Raw genomic sequence first — 14,865 nt, 5'->3', positions numbered from 1 at the left:
CAATGTTCACCTTCCTCGTCACTCAGTCCCTCCGCAATCGGCTGCTGGTGATCACGCTGTCAGTCGTGCTCGTGATCTACGGCGCGTTCACTCTGCATCGTCTGCCGGTCGATGTGTTCCCCGACCTCAACAGACCGACCGTCACCATCATGACGGAGGCCGAGGGGCTCGCGCCGAACGAGGTCGAGCAGCTCGTCACCTTTCCCATTGAAACGCAGATGAACGGGCTCCCCGGCGTCTCGCGGGTGCGCTCCGTCTCAGGGATAGGGCTTTCGATCATCTACGTCGAGTTCGAGTGGGGCACGGACATCTATCGCAATCGCCAGCAGATTGCCGAACGCCTGGGGCTGGTCCGGGATCAGCTCCCGACGAATGTCACGCCGCAGATGGGGCCCATCAACTCGATCATGGGCCAGATCCTGATGTTCGCGCTGACCTCGGAGACGGCAAGCCCGATGGAGCTGCGCGAGATCGCTGACTTCGTCGTGCGGCCGCGGCTCCTGACCATACCCGGCGTTGCCCAGGTCATACCGATGGGCGGCGAGGTGCGCCAATATCGGGTCGCGCCAAATCCGCCGGCGATGCGTGCCCTCGGCGTCTCGCTCGCCGATCTGGAGCGCGCGCTTCAGCAATTCGGCACGAACACCGGTGGCGGCTTCACCGATCAGTACAGTCGCGAATTTCTGATCCGCAATATCGGCCGCACGCTCAAGCTCGCGGATCTCAAGGACGTTGTGGTGCGCGCCGAGGGCGGGCGCTCCGTCTACCTCCACCAAATTGCCGAAGTGAGCTACGGCGCCCGGCTGAAGCGCGGAGATGCCGGATTCATGGGCCGCCCCGCCGTCATCGTGTCCGTCGAAAAGCAGCCGGCGGTCGATACCGTCAAGCTCTCCGCGGAGGTCGAGAGAGCCATGAAAGAGCTCAATCAGACCATGCCGCAGGGCATCAAGGTCGACACGGTTGTCTTCCGCCAGGCCAACTTCATCGAAACGTCCATCGGGAACGTCCAGAAGGTCCTGCTCGAGGCCATCGGCGCCGTCGCGATCGTCCTGTTCCTGTTCCTGCTCAATTTCCGCACGACCTTCATTTCGCTGACAGCCATCCCCGTCTCCATCCTGGCAACGGCTATCGTCTTCCACCTCTTCGGCCTCTCCATCAACACGATGACCCTCGGCGGCATCGCGATCGCGATCGGCGAGCTCGTCGACGATGCCGTGGTCGACGTCGAGAACATCTTTCGTCGTCTTCGGGAGAACCGGGAGCTCGGCAATCCGCGCTCCACCTTCGATGTGATCGTGGCCGCGAGCCAGGAAGTCCGCTCCGGCATTGTCTACGCGACGATGATCATCGTGCTCGTCTTCGTGCCGCTCTTTGCCTTGTCGGGGATCGAGGGGCGCCTCTTCGCGCCGCTTGGTCAAGCGTACATCACCTCGATCCTGGTCAGCCTGCTCGTCTCGATCACGCTGACGCCGGTGATGGCCTACTACCTGCTGCCGAGCCTGAAGCGGCTCGATGAGCACGAGAGCCCGCTCGTGCGCACCCTGAAGCGTGCGAACCGGCGCGCGCTCACCTGGGCGTTCGGCCACGCGCGGATGTTGATGGCAGCGTCGGGCATGGCTGTTGTCCTCGCTATGGTCGCCGCAGCGGGCCTCCCGCGCGCGTTCCTGCCACCCTTCAACGAAGGAACGCTGACGATCAATCTGCTCTTCCAGCCTGGTATCTCTCTCGCGGAGAGCCATCGCGTCGGCTTCATTGCAGAGAAGCTCATCCTCGAAGTGCCAGAGGTCAAACTCGCGGCACGACGCACTGGGCGTGCCGAGCTCGACGAGCACGCTGAAGGCGTGCATTCCTCGGAGATCGAGGTGGACCTGAAGCCCTCGGGCCGCACGAAAAGCGAGATCATCAACGATATTCGTGCGCGTCTCGCAGTGCTGCCGGCCGCAACCAATGTCGGCCAGCCCATATCGCACCGCCTGGACCACATGCTCTCAGGCGTTCGCGCCGAGATCGCACTCAAGCTCTTCGGCGAGGATCTCGACACGCTGCGCAGCCTGGCCGAGGCACTGCGCGCGAGGCTGGCCACGGTTCCGGGCCTCGTCGATCTCCAGGTCGAGCGTCAGGTACGCATTCCTCAGCTTGAGATCAGCGTGGACTATCGCAAGGCCGCGCTCTACGGCCTGCAGCCCGCACAGATCACCGAGCAGCTCAAACGCTTATCCAATGGGCGGCTCGTCTCGCGTCTCGTGGATGGCAACAAGCGCTTCGATCTGGTTGTGCGCCTGAATGATCGCGCCCGCACCACGCAGGGCCTCGCCGATCTGCTCATCGAGACGCCCTCGGGCTGGGTGCCGCTCCGGCAGGTCGCCGAGGTGAAGGAGGCGGACGGGCCGAACCAGATTCTCCGCGAGAACACCAAACGCCGGATTGTCGTTCTCGCCAACTCCGACGGCGCCCGAGACATGGCGGCGATTGTTGCCGATATCCGGCGCGAGATCGCGGCTGCCAGCTTGCCCTCGGGCTTCTTTGTCAGCCTGGAGGGCACGTTTCGAGCGCAGGAGGAAAGCATGCGCACGATCGGCGTGCTTTCGCTCATCTCTCTCGCGATGGTCTTCACGCTGCTCTACAGCCGCTATCGCTCGATCCTGTTCGTCCTGATCATCATGGGCAGCGTGCCTCTGGCACTGATCGGATCGGTGGTCGCGCTCTGGTGGGTCGGGCAGCCGCTCTCCGTCGCGAGCATGATCGGCTTCATCACACTCACCGGAATCGCGACCCGCAACGGCATCCTGAAGATCAGCCACTACATCAACCTCGCGATCCACGACCGCATGTCCTTCGGCCCGGATCTCGTGATGCGCGGGAGCCTCGAGCGCATGACGCCAGTTCTGATGACGGCATTGTCGGCCAGCGTGGCGCTCGTTCCCCTCATGATCGATGCCCATGCGCCCGGCAAGGAGATCCTCTACCCCGTCGCGATCACCATCTTCGGCGGTCTCGTAAGCGCCACCCTTCTCGATGCCCTGCTCACGCCCGTCCTGTTCCTGCGCTATGGCGAAAAGCCACTCGCTCGGCTTATCGCCCAGGCGCGCGGAGAAGAGCAATCCGTCTCCGAGGTCGACGCCGGACCTCGTCCCTCTCAGGCCTATTGATACAGAGCAAAGGAGTCTGCGCCGTGTCCGCCTATCGTCTCATGTCAACAATCGCCCTCAGTGTGGCGCTTCTCGCGCCGACCTTCGCTCTCGCTCATGACGCTGCAAAGGGTCGGCATGGTGGGTGGCGCGTGGATGCAGGAAAGTATCACACGGAGCTTGTCGTCGACGGCTCGTCCAACGTGGTGGTCTATCTCAGCGACGCCGATGACAAGCCGATCCCTGCGGCGGGTTTCAAAGGAACGGCGATCTTCATCATCGATGGCAAATCACAGCGCTTTGCTCTTGCTCCTGTTGAAGGCTCAAAGCTGGTTGGAACTGCACCGGCGCCGATCAAGCGCGGCGTGAAGGGCGTCGTACAGCTCACGGCCCCGGATGGCTCCTCTGCGCAGGGCAAATTCTGACGAGCACCATCAGCATCAAGGATACGATCATGAGCCATTGCCGAAATCAGAAGGTGCCGCTTCTGGACCGCCGCACTTTTCTCAAGTCATCCGCCGCCGCGGGCGGCGCTTTGATTGCGGGCGTCCCTTGGGTACCAGTTCACGCGGCGAGTCCGACGCTCAAGGTCGGCACGCGCACGATCGAGGTGAACGGAAAGCCCGCGAAAGTCTTCCATATCGAGGGCCCAGGAGGGACGAACGGTTTGATGGCCCGTGAGGGCGACCGTCTTTCCGGCGCGCTACTCAATGCCTCGGGCGAGCCGCTTCAGATGCACTGGCACGGGCAGGTGAAGGCGCCCGCCGATCAGGACCGTGCGCGCCCCGGCGGCGGCGCGTTGGCTCCCGATCTTTCCGACATGCATGATTTCGAGCTCACGCCCGGCACACATTGGATGCACTCCCACACTCTTTCGGAGCAACGCCTCCTTGCTGCGCCCATGGTGACGCGGGAGCGAGATGCCGGGGACGTGCAGGACGTCGTCGTCATGCTCCATGATTTTGCTTTCCGGTCACCGCTGGAGATTCTGGCCGAGCTTGGCGGAACAGATGCCCATGGGGGCCATGGAGCAGGACGGGGGCCAATGCCTGGTCCGGCGCGTCGCGCGTCTGCCCCGATGCAACATGGGCCCGGAGGTGGGCACGCCATGCACGGCATGGGCGGGCATATGCGGGGGCATGGCGGACATATGATGAGCATGACGCATGCCAATGATGTTCGCTACGATGCCTACCTGGCCAACGAACGCACGCTCGACGACCCTCAGATCGTCAAGGTCGAGAAGGGAGGACGTGTGCGCCTGCGCATCATCAATGGTGGCACGGCGACGGCCTTCTTCGTATCGACGCCCGGGCTCGCCAGTCGCGCCACAGCGGTCGATGGCGTCTCCTGCCAACCCGTGCAGCAAGCGAGCTACCCGCTTGCGCAGGGTCAGCGGATCGACCTTGCGGTTGAAATCCCTCGTGAAGGCGGCGCGTTCTCAGTGCTGGCGCAGGTCGAGGACGCGACGTTCCTCACTGGCATTGTCCTCGCGACTCCGGGCGCCGATATTGCGCGACGTCCCGCGATGGCCACACAAAAGGCAGAGCTCCTCGATCTCGCGTTCGAGGCCGTCCTTCGAGCGGCCACCCCGCTCCCGACCATGCGGCCGCAGGCATCGTTCGTCGCCATGCTTGGCGAGGAGGCCGGCTATCGCTGGACCATCAACGGCAGTGTCCACGGTGAGCACGAGCCCTTCAAGGTTCGGCAGGGTGATCGTGCCGAGATCACGTTCATGAACCCGACCTCGATGATGCATCCCATGCATCTGCACGGACATCATTTCCAGGTGGTTGGCGTTGGTGGCCGTCGGTTCTCAGGCCCTATCCGAGATACGGTCATCGTGCCGGCTCACGCGCCCGTTACGATCGCCTTTGATGCAGCTCACAGGGGTTCCTGGTTCCTGCACTGCCATCATCTTTATCACATGGCGACAGGCATGATGACCGAGGTGCAGGTTTCATAGCACTGCAGACGCCGCGGCGGTTCCTGCGTGGTCGTTCTGCCCTACGAGAAGGCGCTGATCGCCAATCGCCTCGGCATGAAGCCCGAGAGTTTCTTGCGCGCGATCGGCCGGCTGCGCAATCTCGGCGTCTCCGTCGATCACGAGTACGTATCTATTGCTGAGGTCGGAACGCTCGTTGCCTTCGTCGAGAAGAGCGAAGAGAGCCCCGTCGAGAGCTGATCGGCGGTTCCGCTCGCCTCTCGCCTTACGTGGGCGCTTTCATGGGCGCCCGCGGGCGGCTGAAAACCTATCGCGTTGATTTCACTGGTGAGCGGGGTGGGGATCGAACCCACGACCATCTGATTAAAAGTCAGATGCTCTACCACTGAGCTACCCGCCCCCTGAGTGCGATTGCCGGCCAAAACCGGCGTCGCGGGCTCATCAAAGGCAATCACATTCCAAGCCTAGGATGGGAGCATGATCCAGACCCCAGACGGGGGGCGCGGGGCCCCCTCTGGAACGATCAGGCTCAGGCGCCGTGATTACAGGGCTTTGCCCGGGATAGCAACGCCTGAGCCCCGCTCCTGGCCCCGATTGTGCCCGCGGCTGCCTAGCCGGCCACTCGGGCTGTCTGGGCATGGGCGCGTTTTTCGCGGCGGCGCTGGACGGACGAGGCGATCCCCATGGCCTCCCGGTACTTGGCGACCGTCCGGCGCGCGATGTCGATCCCCTCGCGCTGGAGGATGTCGACGATCTGATCATCCGAAAGCACGGCGCTCGCGGCCTCGGCATCGATCAGCAGCTTGATGCGATGGCGGACCGACACGGAGGAGTGGGCAACGCCGTTGTCGACCGAGGCAATGGCCGAGTTGAAGAAGTACTTCATCTCGAAGATGCCGCGGTTCGTGGCCATGTACTTCGATGATGTGACGCGGCTTACCGTCGATTCGTGCATCTTGATGGCATCGGCGACCGTCTTGAGATTGAGCGGCCTCAGATGCTGCACACCGTGCACGAGGAAGGCATCCTGCTGACGCACGATCTCCTCGGCAACGCGCAGGATCGTGCGCGCCCGCTGGTCAAGGCTCTTCACGAGCCAGTTGGCCGTGTTCAGACAGTCGACCAGGAATTCCTTGTCGCGCGATTGCGCCGGCATGTTGCGTGATACGCGCGTGTAGTAGGCGCGATTGACGAGCACGCGGGGCAGGGTCTCGCTGTTGAGCTCGACGTGCCAGCTCCCATCGTTCGCCGGGCGCACGAGCACATCGGGGATCACGGTCTGCACCGGCGGGCCGTCGAAGGCATTGCCGGGCTTGGGATTGAGCGAGCGGATCTCGGCGATCATGTCGGTGATGTCCTCCATGTCGGTGCCGAGAATGCGCTTGAGCTGGCGCAGGTCGTGCGCGGCCAGCAATTCGAGATGATCGAGGAACTTCGCGATCATGGGGTCGTAGCGGCCGCGCTCCTTGAGCTGGAGTGCGAGGCATTCCTTGAGCGATGTCGCCATCACGCCGGGCGGATCGAACGTCTGCAGCTTGGCGAGCACGGCCCTGACCTGGGCAGGGGCAGCGCCGAGGCGGTCGGCCAGCTCGTCGAGGTCCGCGCGGAGGTAGCCGGCGTCATCGACGAGATCGATCAGATAGCCGCCGATCATGCGCTCCACGGGATCGCTGACGGCGAGCTGGAGCTGGTTTGACAGATGCTCGCGGAGCGAGACGTCGCTGGTCAGGATCGACTCGAGATCGGTCTCCTCGCTGTCCAGCGAGCCGGACTGGCGGGCGCCCGACCAGGTGCTGCCGGCGAGCAATGCGGCAATGTCCTGCGGGCTTTCCTCGGCGAAGGCAACATCGCGGTCGACATCGAGGTCGCTGGCCAGCTTCGTCGCGTCGGCGACCATGTCCTGCGCGGCCGACGGCTCGTCGCCATTGCTGTAGTCACCGTCGTCGCCGCCGAAGTCGTCCTCCGCGCCGCTCTCCTTCTCGGGAGCGCTCTCCGTGGGGCCGGATGCCGGGTACTGTTCATCGTCGCGCTCGAGCAGAGGGTTGCGCTCGAGCTCGGCATCGACGAACTCGTTGAGCTCCAGGTTGGAGAGCTGCAGGAGCTTGATCGCCTGCTGCAGCTGCGGCGTCATGACGAGCTGCTGGCTCTGGCGGAGCTCGAGCTTCGTCGTAATCGCCATACTTACTATCCCCAACCGCTGCCCCGCGATGCCCTACACCGCGCAGGATACCACTCGAATGCCAGCAGCCTTCATGGTCGGCCGCGTGCTGCAACTAGTGGGGCACTCTAGCCCAGAATCGTAAACAGCATTGCGTGCCGAGTGCCGGTTCCGCCAAAAGACATGCCCTGATTTGGGGCAGCGCTTAACCGAACATGTCGCCAAGATACACCCGGCGGACATCCTCATTGGCAATGATTTCCGACGGGCTGCCCTGGGTCAGGACCTGGCCGTCGGCAATAACATAGGCGCGATCCACGAGGCTCAGCGTCTCGCGGACGTTGTGATCGGTGATCAATACACCGAGCCCGCGCTGCGTAAGGTGGCGTACGAGCTGCTGAATTTCACCCACCGCAATAGGATCGATGCCGGCGAACGGTTCGTCCAGCAACATGAAGACCGGGCGGGAGGCGAGCGCCCGGGCAATCTCGCAGCGCCGCCGTTCGCCGCCGGAAAGCGCGATCGAGGGGCTCTTCCTGAGGCGGGTGATGCGGAACTCCTCGAGAAGCTCGTCGAGCTGCTCGCGCCGCCGCCGCCTGTTGGGCTCGACCAGCTCCAGCACGGCCATGATATTCTGCTCGACGGTCAGACCTCGGAAGATAGAGGCTTCCTGCGGGAGGTAGCCAATGCCGAGGCGGGCCCGCCGGTACATGGGAAGGCGGGTGACGTCCTGGCCATTGATCGTGATGTGGCCGGCATCGGCGGGAACGAGGCCGGTGATCATGTAGAAGACGGTCGTCTTGCCCGCGCCATTGGGGCCGAGAAGACCCACGGCCTCGCCGCGGCGGACGGCCAGATCCACGCCGCGCACGACGAGGCGGCGCTTGTACGACTTGCGCACGCCGACCGCCGTCAGCCAGCCCTCGTGGCTGCCGTGACCATGATCGGCATAGTCGTAGGGCTCCGCCTCCTCCTCATGGTGCGCGCCATTGTGCGATTGGCGGCGACCGAAGCCGAGCCGCTGCATCCAGCCGTTCTGGCTCATGAAGGCATCCCCGGGCGGCAGGTCATCGGAAAGCCCCCGCGTCGGGTGCCGGTGTGGTCGATGGCGTGGTCGAAGACTGCCAGGAGGACTGGCCGGTGCCGCGCGGCGTCGGGGCCTGATCGGAGCCCTGGCGTGTGGTCGAGCCGGGCGCATTGCGGGTCGCAGGCGGGCGCTTTGCATCCTTGGGATAGAAAACAGCGCGGACGCGCGGCTTGGAGGTGCACGTCTGGCCGGCGACGCACGGCAGCGAGCTCTCCGGCGCGGGCCTCGCCGTCGCGGTCTGGGCGCCATCGGTCTCAAAGCGGGTGCGCCCCGAGGTCAGGTCCATGATGAGCTTCGAGCCCTCGACCACATTCTTGCCCTGATGGACGATCACCCGGCCGGTGACGGTCGCGAAGTTGGCGGCCGGATCGAAATCGGCCGAGTCGCCCGTCACCTTCTGCCCGTCCTTGCCCGTGATCACCACACCGTTTCTCGCCTCGATCTTCTTGAGGCTCGAGGCCGATGCGGCATCGCCGCCCTTCGGCGCCGCCGACAGAAGCGAGGTCTGTCCCTGGAAATACGCGGTGAGGCTCGGCGTGCGCATCACGAACTCACCCTGTTTGGCGACGACATTGCCGGTGAAGTGCGCATTGCGGCGCGCCTCATCGAAATCCAGCACCGCCGCGTCGATATCGATCGGTTGGTTCGGATCGGTCCGGAAGGCGCCGATAACGCCATTCTCGCCCGTATCCGCTGCCGGCGCCGAGGGCCGCGAGCGGGCGGGCTGCTCGGTCCGGTACAGGAGCACGCTGATGCGGCCGGGGCTGCGCGCTGCATCCGGGGGGCTATCGAGGCGTGCACGGCCATTCGCGCGATCGATCGCAAGGCGCTCGCCCCGCAGGATGTTGCGGCCTTGGTAGAGCACGACAGCGCCATCGAGCATGATGCGGTCTGCCTTGTGGTCGATCTCGGCCATCGCGCTGGTCGCACGGCGGTCGATACCGGAGGTCATATCCACGGGGCCCGAAAGTGTCGTGCGCTGCGCTTCCGCATCGTGGTGCAGCGTCGTTGCTGTCGCACGATCCGTATCGCGCGTCATGAGCACACCGCCGCGCGCTTCGAGCTTCGTCAGGCGCGAGGCCGCCGGATCGGCTGCCGACTCGCTCGCGGCAGCGCCGGGCAATGCAGAGCGGCCTGCGTAGAATACATCGAGCTCGGGGGCCGCGAGCGTCGACGTCCCCTGACGGGCGATGACATTGGCGCGGAACATGGCCGTGTGCTTGCCATCGTCGACGACGAGGCGATCGGACGTCACATCGACGGGCTCACCAGAGGAGAAGCTCGGCCCGAGCGCGGTGGCCGCCGGCTTTTCTTTCTTCGGCGCGGTGCTATCCGTGGGAGGTGGCGTCATTCGCACGGCGACGTCGCCCGTAAAGGTCGCGAGCCTGCTCTGCGTGGCCATTTCCATTCTGAGGGCACGAATGCGGCTCGTTGCCGTCGCCGCGGTGATCGGCTCGTTGGAGATGATCCGGTTCTCCTTGGTCATCACCGTCGCGGCCGTCAGCTTGGCGGTCATGCCGTCGGTCGAGCGCACGTCGATCTGCTCGTGAAGCTCGAGCACGCCCGTTTCCTGATCGTAGGTGCCGCGCGTCGCGGTGAGATCGATCTTGTTGCCGCTGAGCTGCGTGATATCGCCCTCGATGGCGGTGAGCTTGACCAGCTTCTGGGTCAGCAGATCGGTTTCGGCCGAGCGCGCGCGGACGGCGTGGCGCGAGCCGTCCTTGCCGCTGCCGGCGTACTTCGGATTGGCCATCACGAGGAGGTCGTTGGAGAGGCGGACCTCCTCGAGCGTCACCCCGCTGGCTCTCAGCGTGGCAATGCGCCAGGTCGTTGCCCCGTAAATCCCGAGCATCCCGACAGCAAGGAGCGGAAGGGCAAGGCGCAGTGTGCGGACCATCCAGCTATGGCGGCGGGCGGCTGCGAAAGCGCGCACGCGATCATCGCCCGCCGCATGGCCCGTTCCGCTCGGAACAAAGCCACCCGGCCGGTCCCGCAGCCGGCGTGAATCGATCGCTGTCGCCATGCTTGCCCGCTGATGCGCCCTTTCGGGCCTGTCGGAGCCGGGCTCCTCCCCATTCACTGAAGGCGAATTTGGGAGATATTGGGACACCCTGCAAGCTGTTACGGCGAAAACGGAATAACCCACAGCCTCTTTCAGTGGCTGAAGATATCCATGTCCTCGAAGCCGGCGAGGTCCAGCTTGGCCCGCTGGGAAACGAATCGGAAGCAGGCCTCGGCGAGCGCCGTGCGGTCCTGGCGGGCGAGCATGGCGTCGAGGGCGGTTTTCAGCGCGTGCAGGTGCAGGACGTCCGAGGCGGCATAGGCGAGCTGCTGCTGGGACAGTGTGGTGGCAGCCCAGTCGGAGCTCTGCTGCTGCTTCGAGAGTTCGACGCCCAGCAGCTCATGGCAGAGGTCCTTGAGGCCGTGCCGGTCGGTGTACGTCCGTACGAGCTTGGAGGCGATCTTCGTGCAGTAGATCGGCGCGGTGACGACCCCGAGATACTGCTCCAGCACCGCGACGTCGAAGCGGGCGAAGTGAAAGATCTTGGTGATCCCCGGATCGGTGAGCAACGCCTTGAGCCGCGGGGCGGACCAGTCGGTGCCGTCGAGCTGGACGAGGTGGGCGGCGCCATCGCCGGCCGAGAGCTGCACGAGACAGAGGCGGTCGCGATGCGGTTTCAGCCCGAGCGTCTCGGTGTCGACGGCCACGGCGCCGGTAAAGGCGAGGCCGGCGGGGAGGTCGCCGCGGTGAAGGAAGATCTGGTGTGCCGTCATGACCGATCGGTTCCGTGAGTTCGCTGACGCAAGATTTTGTATAGTTTGTAGAAAGTATCTAACCGATTGAGGCGTGATCAGTCAGCGTTAATGCGTGGACGTCGGCTTGTTTTACACCAGTTGATGCCGAGCCGGTTGGACAGCGCAGCCGTTCCGTGGCAGACTTTCAACTGTCAACTCGTACACGGAGGGCCTGATGTCGCTACACGCACATCTCGCAGAGCTTTCTGAGAAGCACAAGCTTCTCGACCGCCGGATCGAGGAAGAGATGAGCCGACCGGGCTCCAATGACGTGGAGATCACCCGGCTGAAGCTCGAAAAACTAAAACTCAAGGACGAAATAAGCAGACTGAGCACCAAGAGGAGTCACTAGGCAGATCCCTGCCGGTGGCGCTGGTAGCGGATACCGCCGCCTGCGCCATGTGACCCATACATCTCCTTTGCCGGTCACCGGGCCGATGTGGCTCGCAGACCGGGCGAGGAGGTAGTTGCGCCGGAATGCCTCCCAGACTTTGCGGTGACGCAGCCTTTCCGGCCTCCTGTGCCGGGAAGGCTCTTTAGTCTGCCCCGACCTCGGCGGCATGTGCCGCAGCCAGTGCCGCCATGCTCTCGAAACGGAAATCGAGCTTGGGCATGGTCCCTGGGGGGCGGGTGGCGCCGAAACCCTCGTCGCCGTGGCGGCGATGGATCCAGCACGAGGCAAGGCCGAGGCTGTTTGCCGGCACGTGGTCGTGGAACAGGCTTTCCGCGACATGGAGAATGTCGCCACGCGCGACACCCTGCTGAGCAAGGTCGGCGAGCATGTACTCGAAATTACGGATCGCCGGCTTGTACGATCCGATGTCCGCGGCCGTGTAGACCGCGTCGAAGGCCACGCCGAGACGGGCATTGGAATGCGCGAAGCTTTCGTTGTCGACGTTGGACAGGATCACGAGCGCGAAGTGCTGCTTCAGGTAGCGAAGGGCTTCACCTGAGTCGGGGAATGCCGGCCAGTTGGCAATCGATCGTCCGTAGGTAAGGCATTCCTGCCAGCTCACCGAAAGACGCCAGTGCTCGGCAAGCCGTTTGTAGACCACGGCGAGAAGCTCGGCATAAGGCATGGCCGGCGTGGTGAGCTGCTGCATGGCCTCGATGCGGCTATGGGCCTCGAGAATTTCATTGCGCGTGGGGGCGGGCTGCAGGCGCTCGGTCAGCGGCGTAAGCGCGGCGATCATGCCGCTCTCCCAGTCGATGAGCGTGCCGTAGCAGTCGAACGTCAGGACCTTGAAGTCAGAGAGTTTCACGTTGCTCTCCCAAGCGATCGCCGGAGAAATCCGGGCGTTGCTTCCTCGGTGGGCCGCAGGAGAGGACTTGTCAAGCAACGCTCTCGCGAGCACCGCGCGTGCTGCTGGTTGATGAGCGCCAGTGCCTGGCGCCCGTAGCACACCTATCGCCCGTACCTCTGCCAGATCGCACCCAGGATGTCCGAGTAGTCGTCCGTCCAGGGGCGCAGGGCTGACGGCTTCGTGGGCTTGGCGAACGGCAAGGCAAGGACGCGTTCGATCGTGGCCGGTGATCTGCTGACCAGGACGACTTGGGAGCTCGTGCGGTCGAACCCCTGACCTGTTTGCTTGTCGGTAGCAACAGCGGTGTGCAGGCCGGGCACGGCGCTGGTGACGGCGGTCGCGACCGAGACAAGATCCAGGTGGCGATTGGATACGTGCAGCGCGAGCAGGCCGTCAGGCGAGAGCTTGTCGAGATAGAGATTGAGCGCTTCGACCGTCAGCAGATGGACCGGAACGGCGTCCGACGAGAATGCGTCGATGACCAGATAGTCGAACCGCGCTGACGGCTCCTTCGCGAGGGTGAGCCGTGCATCGCCGAGAACGATGTCGGCCTCCGGCTGGCAGGACGACAGGTAGCGAAAGCGCGTCGCATCTCTCGCAATGCGCACGACGACGGGGTCGATCTCGTAGAAGCGCCATTGTTCGCCGGCGCGCGCATTGCAGGCCATCGCGCCTGAGCCGAGGCCGACGATGCCGACGCGGACAGGGCCTGCCGAGCTCTTGCCATTGCGCATGACTTCAGCGCCGAGCGCCATCGGGCTCTCGGGGTGGTAGTAGGTCATCGGCACGGGCTGCTGTACGGGAGAGCCGTCCTCAGCAATGAGGCGATCGGCACCGTGCAGCGTCGTGCCATGAAGGAGCATGCGCACCTTGCCGTCGCCCGTCGTCGTGACGCGATGCGTGCCAAAGAAGCTGCGCTCTGCCTCACCACGGCTGATCTGGGATGGCAGAATGACGAGCGTGAGCGCGGTCATGACCGCATAGGCGAACTGGCGCAGTGCCTTGTCGCGCTGCAGGACGCAGAGCGAGCCGAAACCGAGCAGAACGAGGAGGCTCAGCACGGCGTTCGGCACGAGCAGAAGGCCACGTCCTTGCAGAAACGCCAGCAACGTCATGGCCGCGACGCCTGCCGCGCAAACCACCGCAAGCTCGCGCGCTTCGCTGCCGGAAATGCGCGCACTCATGCCGGGGCGGCACGCCATGGCGAGCACGAGCAGCAGCGGATACTCCCAGATGGTGCTGAAGATTTGGGGTGCGATGAGAGCGGCGAACATGCCCCCGAGCACGCCACCAAGCGACATCCACAAATAGAACTCGGTCAGATACCGGCTCGCGGGGCGCCGCTCGAAAAGCTCGCGGTGGCACACCATGGTGGCGACGAAGAAGGCCAAGGTGCCGCCCATCGAGGCGACCTGCCATCCGCGATTTCCGACGAGCGATATGCCAAGCAGCACCACGATCGTCGCGATCGGCTGGAGCACGAGCATCCAGCGATGCGGGATATAGGGCTTGTCGCGGAACACGAGGATGAAGGTCGCGAGAAACATCGCGAGCGGGAGCACCCAGAGGAAGGGCGCCGACGCGATGTCGGTCGTGACGTAGCTCGTGAAGGCGACGAGAAGGCCCGAGGGGACGAATGCGAGCGCGACCCAGCCTGCGCGCTGTGCCACGGTCGGCTGGCGGGCATCGAGGTGCGAGGGGGCTTCTGCCGCAAGGGAGCTGCCGTGTGCTCCATTCGTGCTTGCCGCAGTGACCATCATCATCCCGCAGAGCGCGATCATCATCGCCAGAGCCAGGAAACCCACGGCCCAGAGCGCGGCCTGATGCGCCAGTCCGCTGAAGGGCTCGATGAGGATCGGGTAGGCGAGAAGCGCGGCAAGGCTGCCGAGATTGGATGCGCCATACAGGAAATAGGGATCGCCGGCGTGGGGGTGCCCCGTACGCGCGAACCAGGACTGAAGAAGCGGCGCATTGGCTGAGACGGCGAAGAACGGCAGGCCGACGCCCAGGGCGAGGGTCACTATCAGCCAGCCGTAGGCATCTCCGGCCGGCGGCTCGGCACGGCTCTCCGAGAGGCCGATTGGGAGCGCGAACATGGCGAGCGCGAGCACCGCCATATGGGCAATCGGAATGAGGCGCTGCGGCAGGTAGCGGTTCAGCAGATGCGCGTAGCAGTAGCCGGCCAGCAGCATGGCCTGGAAGAAGCACATCGAGACGGCCCAGACCGATGGCGAGCCGCCGAGCTTGGGCAGCACCATCTTCGCGAACATCGGCTGGACGGAAAAGAGGAGGACGGCGGAAAGAAAGAGCGTCGCCGTGAATGTCCAAAGAACGAGGCGCGTATCGCCGGCGGTCCATGACTGGCGCAGCCGCGCGATTTGACCGGCAACGTATTCCATAACGCCACTCACTCCCCTGGACGCAGGTGTGGGGAACTATGGCGACTA

11 protein-coding genes and 1 tRNA gene are annotated in these 14,865 nt (G+C 64.4%); 5 read left to right on the top strand and 7 right to left on the bottom strand.

The features are described 5' to 3' along the window. Positions 1 to 2: 2 nt before the first annotated feature. The 4 genes from CS1BSM3_RS25755 to CS1BSM3_RS25740 are packed head-to-tail and all read left to right on the top strand — an operon-like array spanning position 3 to position 5,313. Positions 3 to 3,149, top strand: a complete 3,147-nt coding sequence (locus CS1BSM3_RS25755; RefSeq protein ID WP_072392811.1) for an efflux RND transporter permease subunit — start codon at positions 3 to 5, stop codon at positions 3,147 to 3,149. A gap of 23 nt (positions 3,150 to 3,172) precedes the next feature. Next, complete coding sequence (locus tag CS1BSM3_RS25750) at positions 3,173 to 3,553, top strand: hypothetical protein (protein WP_244540615.1); 381 nt, start codon at positions 3,173 to 3,175, stop codon at positions 3,551 to 3,553. Between the two features lie 29 nt (positions 3,554 to 3,582). After that, positions 3,583 to 5,094 (top strand): multicopper oxidase family protein, encoded by a 1,512-nt coding sequence (locus CS1BSM3_RS25745; protein ID WP_072392808.1) that lies wholly within the window; start codon positions 3,583 to 3,585, stop codon positions 5,092 to 5,094. A gap of 27 nt (positions 5,095 to 5,121) precedes the next feature. Then, positions 5,122 to 5,313, top strand: coding sequence for a hypothetical protein (locus CS1BSM3_RS25740; protein WP_072392806.1), 192 nt, complete (start codon positions 5,122 to 5,124; stop codon positions 5,311 to 5,313). Between the two features lie 85 nt (positions 5,314 to 5,398). Here the strand turns inward: CS1BSM3_RS25740 and CS1BSM3_RS25735 are convergent. The 5 genes from CS1BSM3_RS25735 to CS1BSM3_RS25715 all read right to left on the bottom strand — a co-directional run bounded on the left by CS1BSM3_RS25735 (position 5,399) and on the right by CS1BSM3_RS25715 (position 11,093). Further along, a tRNA-Lys gene (locus tag CS1BSM3_RS25735) sits at positions 5,399 to 5,473 on the bottom strand. Between the two features lie 210 nt (positions 5,474 to 5,683). Continuing rightward, the gene (rpoN, locus tag CS1BSM3_RS25730; RefSeq protein WP_072392803.1) at positions 5,684 to 7,252 is read right to left on the bottom strand and encodes an RNA polymerase factor sigma-54; all 1,569 of its coding nucleotides are present in this window, start codon (positions 7,250 to 7,252) and stop codon (positions 5,684 to 5,686) included. A gap of 184 nt (positions 7,253 to 7,436) precedes the next feature. After that, on the bottom strand, positions 7,437 to 8,276 hold the full coding sequence (gene lptB, locus CS1BSM3_RS25725; protein ID WP_072392800.1) for an LPS export ABC transporter ATP-binding protein: 840 nt from the start codon (positions 8,274 to 8,276) through the stop codon (positions 7,437 to 7,439). A gap of 22 nt (positions 8,277 to 8,298) precedes the next feature. Continuing rightward, entirely contained in the window at positions 8,299 to 10,341 is a 2,043-nt protein-coding gene (locus tag CS1BSM3_RS25720; protein ID WP_072392797.1) for an LptA/OstA family protein, read from the bottom strand. Positions 10,342 to 10,472: 131 nt separating this feature from the next. Next, positions 10,473 to 11,093: a ribonuclease D gene (locus CS1BSM3_RS25715; protein WP_072392794.1), complete on the bottom strand. Its 621-nt coding sequence runs from the start codon at positions 11,091 to 11,093 to the stop codon at positions 10,473 to 10,475. Between the two features lie 196 nt (positions 11,094 to 11,289). On the opposite strand from CS1BSM3_RS25715, the gene CS1BSM3_RS25710 reads away from it, so the two are divergent. Continuing rightward, complete coding sequence (locus CS1BSM3_RS25710) at positions 11,290 to 11,466, top strand: YdcH family protein (RefSeq protein WP_072392792.1); 177 nt, start codon at positions 11,290 to 11,292, stop codon at positions 11,464 to 11,466. Positions 11,467 to 11,650: 184 nt separating this feature from the next. Here the strand turns inward: CS1BSM3_RS25710 and CS1BSM3_RS25705 are convergent, their stop codons facing one another. Next, positions 11,651 to 12,376: a haloacid dehalogenase type II gene (locus CS1BSM3_RS25705; protein WP_072392789.1), complete on the bottom strand. Its 726-nt coding sequence runs from the start codon at positions 12,374 to 12,376 to the stop codon at positions 11,651 to 11,653. Between the two features lie 143 nt (positions 12,377 to 12,519). Next, positions 12,520 to 14,817, bottom strand: coding sequence for a fused MFS/spermidine synthase (locus tag CS1BSM3_RS25700; RefSeq protein ID WP_072392786.1), 2,298 nt, complete (start codon positions 14,815 to 14,817; stop codon positions 12,520 to 12,522). Between the last annotated feature and the right edge of the window lie 48 nt (positions 14,818 to 14,865).

It is taken from the genome of Hyphomicrobium sp. CS1BSMeth3 (assembly GCF_900117415.1).
Taxonomy (GTDB): Bacteria; Pseudomonadota; Alphaproteobacteria; order Rhizobiales; family Hyphomicrobiaceae.
This window is presented reverse-complemented; position numbering and strand designations above follow the sequence as displayed.